Origin of the sequence: Sphingomonas sp., from assembly GCF_013812825.1 — a bacterium.
Classification (GTDB): Bacteria; Pseudomonadota; Alphaproteobacteria; order Sphingomonadales; family Sphingomonadaceae; genus Sphingomicrobium.
Genome location: NZ_JACCSU010000022.1, coordinates 1 through 3,665 on the forward strand (window position 1 = coordinate 1; position 3,665 = coordinate 3,665).

At 67.4% G+C, this 3,665-nt stretch carries 5 protein-coding genes and 1 pseudogene; 5 read left to right on the forward strand and 1 reads right to left on the reverse strand.

Annotated elements, in window-relative coordinates; all coding sequences use genetic code 11:
• Nucleotides 1-156 precede the first annotated feature (156 nt).
• The 5 genes from H0T81_RS02775 to H0T81_RS02795 all read left to right on the forward strand — a co-directional run bounded on the left by H0T81_RS02775 (nucleotide 157) and on the right by H0T81_RS02795 (nucleotide 3,050).
• Entirely contained in the window at nucleotides 157-729 is a 573-nt protein-coding gene (locus H0T81_RS02775) for a helix-turn-helix transcriptional regulator (RefSeq protein ID WP_294009517.1), read from the forward strand.
• 62 nt (nucleotides 730-791) lie between these two features.
• The gene (locus H0T81_RS02780) at nucleotides 792-1,133 is read left to right on the forward strand and encodes a hypothetical protein (protein WP_294009519.1); all 342 of its coding nucleotides are present in this window, start codon (nucleotides 792-794) and stop codon (nucleotides 1,131-1,133) included.
• 42 nt (nucleotides 1,134-1,175) lie between these two features.
• Nucleotides 1,176-1,634: a hypothetical protein gene (locus H0T81_RS02785; protein WP_294009521.1), complete on the forward strand. Its 459-nt coding sequence runs from the start codon at nucleotides 1,176-1,178 to the stop codon at nucleotides 1,632-1,634.
• A gap of 58 nt (nucleotides 1,635-1,692) precedes the next feature.
• A complete protein-coding gene (gene rlmB / locus H0T81_RS02790; RefSeq protein WP_294009523.1) occupies nucleotides 1,693-2,433 on the forward strand; it encodes a 23S rRNA (guanosine(2251)-2'-O)-methyltransferase RlmB in 741 nt (246 codons plus the stop codon).
• Nucleotides 2,433-3,050 carry a DNA-3-methyladenine glycosylase 2 family protein gene (locus H0T81_RS02795; protein WP_294009525.1) on the forward strand — a complete coding sequence of 206 codons (618 nt, stop codon included), beginning with the start codon at nucleotides 2,433-2,435 and terminating at the stop codon, nucleotides 3,048-3,050. Before rlmB ends, H0T81_RS02795 begins: the two co-directional genes overlap by 1 nt.
• A gap of 8 nt (nucleotides 3,051-3,058) precedes the next feature.
• On the opposite strand, the pseudogene H0T81_RS02800 reads toward H0T81_RS02795, so the two are convergent.
• A pseudogene (locus H0T81_RS02800) lies at nucleotides 3,059-3,665 on the reverse strand (hypothetical protein); the annotation flags it as partial.

Consider the following 3,665-nt stretch of genomic DNA (forward strand, 5'->3'; position numbering starts at 1 on the left):
CCACCAGCCTTAGAATTTTAACTCTCCGTTCACCGAAATACAAAAAACTTAACATCGGTTATGGATATGATGGCGGTCCCGGCCGTTTTCATCTAAGCCACTGCTGACTCGGGCGAAAAACCGAGCCAGTGGTACATGCCCTTGGAAGGAGCTCGGGTGGGCAACGCCGTGGCGGAAACGCACGATCCGGCCGAAATGGATGCGCTGATCGCCAGCCGCGTGGCACGGCTGAGCGCGGGGCAGCTCGATTGCCTGCAGCTCGTCAACCAGCATTTGTCGTCGAAGGAAATCGCGGCCGAGCTCAAAATCTCGCCGCATACCGTCGACCAGCGCGTCCGCGGGGCGCTCCAGATCCTCGGAGTGGAGCGCCGAACCCAGGCCGCCCGCCTCGTAGCCCGCCACTGCGAACCATATCAGCGTTTGATACATCAACCGCCGTATGTTGAGCCCGACGACACGACCGTCCAGCCAATGGGGACGGTCAGTAATCAGATTCGGCACGCTGACCGTGCAGGGGGGGCCGGCGGCGCAGGTTTCATAACCGAGCAGAGGCCCGCACCATTCCGACCCTCCCTACAGATGCCGTTCGCAACGAGGAGCAACCCCCGGAATGAGATGAGTGTCGGCCAGCGGCTGCTCTGGATCGTCTTGATCTCGACCGGAACCGCATTTTCCGCGGGCATGTACCTAGCCGGGCTCGAAAGCCTCGCCAGGCTGCTCAACCGCTAGATCCGCCACCTCCCAGTCCGACAGACACCCCGCGCCAGTGCTGCGCCGGGGAAGGAGCAGTCATGCGCAAACAAATGATCGAGAACGCCGCGTTTGAAGTCGCCACCCAGATCCGCACCGTCGAGGACGGGATCGATTCACTCATCGCCGAGGCCGCCGAGCTTCAGGCGCGGATCATGCGGGCCAATGCCGTTGCCCACGCCGGCATCGGCGCCGTCAATCCGCCGCTCGAGCAGCTGGCCGCCGCCATCCACGGCCTGGTCCAGACGCGCGGCGCGATCGTCGCCTGCCACTCGGCGCTGGTCGATGCCAAGGGCAAGGTGCCCGGCCTGCGCGTCACCTCCTGGGGCAATGGCGACGACTGCCCGGAATTCGCCAAAGCCGATCTCCGAATCGTCGCCTGAGCCGTTTGACCGGACCACAGCGATGTGGTCCGGTCCCTCCCAATGCTCACCTCCAAATATTTCTTCTGGGCATTCCTGTTCGTCACCTGCGGTTATGCGCTGTGGCGCGGCCGAAAGTACGAGCAGCTGTCCGCCGTGGTCTTCATCACGGCGAGCATTGTTTCGGTCCTCGCCCGAACCACGGGACAGGACCGCTATCTGGGTGTCGAACATAGCGACCTGGTGATCGACGTTTTCGTTCTGATCGCCCTGGTCGCGATCGCGCTTCGCTCCGACCGCTTTTGGCCACTGTGGGTCGCGGGCCTGCAGCTGACGATCACCATGTCTCACCTGCTCAAGGCGATCCAGCCGGGCCTTATGCCGCTGGCCTATGCGACCGCCGAGCGGTTCTGGAGCTTCCCGATACTGATCATCCTGTTCATCGGCGCCTGGCGTCAGCACCAGCGGCGAACGTCCGATGAGCTCGGGCTCCCCGATGAGGGCCATTACCGACCGGGGTGAAGCGGCTAGCTAATGGGGGACGGTTGCGCTCCCCGCGCCTCGCCCGCATTGGGTCGCAATGTCTCGTCGCAAGAAGTCGCACCAGCACGGTTCAGCCAATCGTCCCCGCCTGTGGGGCAAGCATGCGGTCGCCGCGGCGCTCGACAACCCAGCGCGCAAGGTGCTGCGTGCCTGGGCGACGCGGGACGCGGCCGCCGCCATGCGCTTTCCGGGCAGCGTGCCAGTCACCTTCGCCGACGTCGCCGACCTCGGACGGATGGTGCCGCACGATGCGCCGCACCAGGGCGTGGTGATCGAGGTCGACCCGCTCGACGAGGTGTGGCTCGGCGACCTGCTCGGAGACGCTGGGGAGCGCGCGGTGCTGCTGGTCCTCGACCAGGTCACCGATCCCCATAATGTCGGAGCCATCCTGCGATCGGCAGCCGCGTTCGGAGCGATCGGGATCGTCACCCAGGACCGCCATTCGCCGCCCGAAAGCGGGGCGCTGGCCAAGGCGGCGTCGGGAGCCCTCGAGCACGTACCGTGGGCGCGGGTCGTCAACCTGGCCCGAGCGCTGGAGGAGATCGGCGAGGCTGGTTTCTGGCGCATCGGGCTGGCCGGCGATTCGGACATGGAGATCAAGGAGGCGCTCGGCCCGCCCCGAATCGCCTTGGTTCTCGGCGCCGAGGGGCCGGGACTGAGGCCCAACACCCGCGAGCATTGCGATGCGCTGGCGCGCCTGCCGATCGGCAGCGCGGTCGAAAGCCTCAACGTGTCCAACGCCGCCGCGGTGGCGCTCTACGCGGCGAGCGTCGCCTGATGGTCCGGACCGTCGACAGCCTGCAGCAAAGCATCGAGACTTTGGCCTCGCTCGAGCCAGCCTTCGCCGAGGTGATCGAGCGGCACGGCACTCCGGAGCCGCGGGCGAGCGAGCCTGGCGCCCATACGCTGCTTCGGACGATCGTCGGCCAGCAAGTCAGCGTCGCCGCCGCGCGCTCGATGTGGGCGAAGCTTGAGCGCGCCTATGGCATCCCGCCCGAGCTTGGCCGAATCCTAAAGGCCGGCGACGACGAGCTTCGGCTCGCCGGGATCTCGCGTCAGAAAGCGGGCTATGCGCGCAGCCTCGCCGAGCTCATTCTGTCGGGCGAGCTCGATCTCGCAAGCCTCCCCGCGGACGACGAGGAAGCGATCGCGCTGCTGACCAGGATCAAGGGCATCGGCCGCTGGTCCGCCGAGATTTACCTGCTGTTCGCCGAGGGGCGGCGCGACGTCTGGCCGGCGGGCGACCTGGCGGTCCAGATCGCGATCGGGCGCATGCTCGGCCTCGACGGGCGGCCGACGGAAAAGCGGCTGCGCGAGCTCGGCGAAGCCTGGCGCCCCAATCGCGGGGCGGCCGCGGTACTCGCCTGGCACAGCTACAATTCGTCGGTGCTCTAGCCGCGGCCTTACTTGCGAAGGCGGACGTTGTGCTCGCGGGCGCCGAGGCCGCGGAAGACCCGCGGCCCGAGGTCGAGACGCATGGGCGCCATTTTCTCACTCTGGTTGTCGCGGCCGACGAGATAGCTGGACGAAGTCTGTCCCTCCCCGCCGCTCCAGCGATAGAGCGCGTTGAAGCCGACCAGCGGAACGAACAGGCGCCGCCCGCCGACCTCGAACGCGCGCAGCTGATCGCTGCTCATGCTGACCGCGCTTTTGAGCGCGATCCGCTTCAACGGGGGGATGGCCGGGATTCGATCCCCCTTGGCGACCGGGTGGGCGAAGAAGGCGCCGATCTCCTGGTCCTGCGCCGGGCCGGCGTTGAACATGCGCGCCTCGACCAGCACATCGCGCGCCGGCGCGCTGCCCGAGTTGAACACCGCGACATCGAACTGGATGGTCGCCTTGTCGTCCTCGACCACGCAGCGCCCGGGCGTGAACTCGATCTCGAGCTGCGGGCGAAGCCGAGTCGAAACGACTCCCGCCGGTCCCGCCGGCGCTGCCGGCCGCGGCGGGGGCGCGCGCTGCAACGGCTGGGGCGCCGGTGCAGGCTCGGCGGGCGCAAGGGCGCTGGAG

Excerpts from the sequence above, each read along its gene's own strand:
- H0T81_RS02795 (WP_294009525.1), top strand. The coding sequence starts at position 2,433 with ATGGTCCGGACCGTCGACAGCCTGCAGCAAAGCATCGAGACTTTGGCC.
- rlmB (WP_294009523.1), top strand. The coding sequence starts at position 1,693 with ATGTCTCGTCGCAAGAAGTCGCACCAGCACGGTTCAGCCAATCGTCCC.
- H0T81_RS02780 (WP_294009519.1), top strand. The coding sequence starts at position 792 with ATGCGCAAACAAATGATCGAGAACGCCGCGTTTGAAGTCGCCACCCAG.
- H0T81_RS02785 (WP_294009521.1), top strand. The coding sequence starts at position 1,176 with ATGCTCACCTCCAAATATTTCTTCTGGGCATTCCTGTTCGTCACCTGC.